The sequence below is a fragment of the Kitasatospora sp. NPDC038210 genome (genome assembly GCF_055600605.1).
The window spans coordinates 1-1,428 of sequence record NZ_JBVJYK010000085.1 but is presented as its reverse complement, the minus strand read 5'-3'; the positions used below and the strand labels follow the sequence as shown (position 1 = coordinate 1,428).

The window sequence follows — 1,428 nt, the reverse complement described above, 5'->3', positions numbered from 1 at the left end:
AGGAGAATCTCAATGACCGTGTCAAGCCGTCTGCGTGACGGGTGGGACGGAGGTGAACTCCCTCTTGTCACGCAGCATCGCCCACAGGACGTTCACTCGGCGGCGGGCGAGCGCGAGCAGGGCCTGAGTATGGATCAGCCCCTCGGCGCGCTTCTTGAGGTAGTAGTCCCGCGATGGGCCCGGACGCATCATCGAGGACTGCGCGGACATGTAGAACAGCCAGCGCAGACGGCGGTTGTAGCGCTTGGGCCGGTGATAGTTGCCGGTCCGGCGCCCGGAGTCGCGGGGCACCGGCGCGAGGCCGGCATGCGAGGCCAGGTGGCCGGCGTCCCGGTAGCCGGACAGGTCGCCGGCGATGGCGACGAACTCGGCGCCCAGGATGGGGCCCATGCCGGGCAGGGACTCGATGATCTCGGCGCGTTCGTCGGTGCGGAAGGTCTTCTGGATCTCCCGGTCGTTGTCCTTGATCCGCTCGTCCAGGGCGAGGAGCTGGTGGGCCAGGTCGCAGACCAGTTTGGCGGCACGAACCTCGCCGGGCAGGGCGGTGAGCTGGGACTGGGCGGCCTCCACGGCCTTGACGGCGACGTCGGCGGCGTTGCGCACCTTGCGCCGATCCAGCCAGGTGGTCAGCCGCTTGACGCCGATCCGCCGCAGGGCGGCCGGGGTCTGGTACTCGGTCAGCATCACGACCGGGCCCTTGGCCGCCGAGTAGTCGAAGGCCCGTTCCAGGGCCGGGCAGATACCCACCAGCAGGTCCCGCAGCCGGTTGATCAGCCGGACGCGGTCGGCGATCAGGTCGCGCCGGTAGCCGGTCAGCAACTGCAGCGTGGACACCAGTTCCGGCGGCGTCTCGATCGGGGCGAAGTCTCGGCGCATGCGAGCCTGGTCGGCGATGACCAGGGCGTCCTTGGCGTCGGTCTTACCCTCGCCGCGGTAGGCGCCGGTCATGCGATTGACGGTACGGCCGGGCACGTAGACGACCTGCTGGCCGTCGGCGATCAGCAGGGCCAGCAGCAGCGCGCTGGCCCTGCCGGAGATGTCCACCGCCCAGCGCACCTCATCGGCCTTCTCCCGGGCCGCCCCGATGAGTTGGAGGATCTGGCCCTCGTCGTTGATCACCTTGGTCGAGAACAGCGTCCGGCCCTCGGCGTCGACCGCCACCGCCCAGTGATGCCCCTTGCCGGCGTCGATGCCGACCCATATCCGCTCGCGCGACCCGCTCAAGCCTTGCGCTCCGTTCCACCGTGACCAGCACCTCCATGGCCCGAGGAACACTCCGCCGACAGGTCCTTAACCAGCGATGCCCGCAGTTCTCAATCAGCAGTCGGAGCGTCCCGGAGGACCGGGCGGCCATTCTCCTGGAGCCATCAAGGGCAACCACGCCATCAGCCACACCCGGTCCTCCCGGACCGCCCAACATTCTTAAGG

General features: G+C 69.0%; 1 protein-coding gene. It reads right to left on the bottom strand.

From position 1 onward, the window contains the following. Positions 1-21 precede the first annotated feature (21 nt). Positions 22-1,224, bottom strand: coding sequence for an IS110 family RNA-guided transposase (locus ACZ7KX_RS42690; RefSeq protein WP_470331343.1), 1,203 nt, complete (start codon positions 1,222-1,224; stop codon positions 22-24). Positions 1,225-1,428 lie beyond the last annotated feature (204 nt).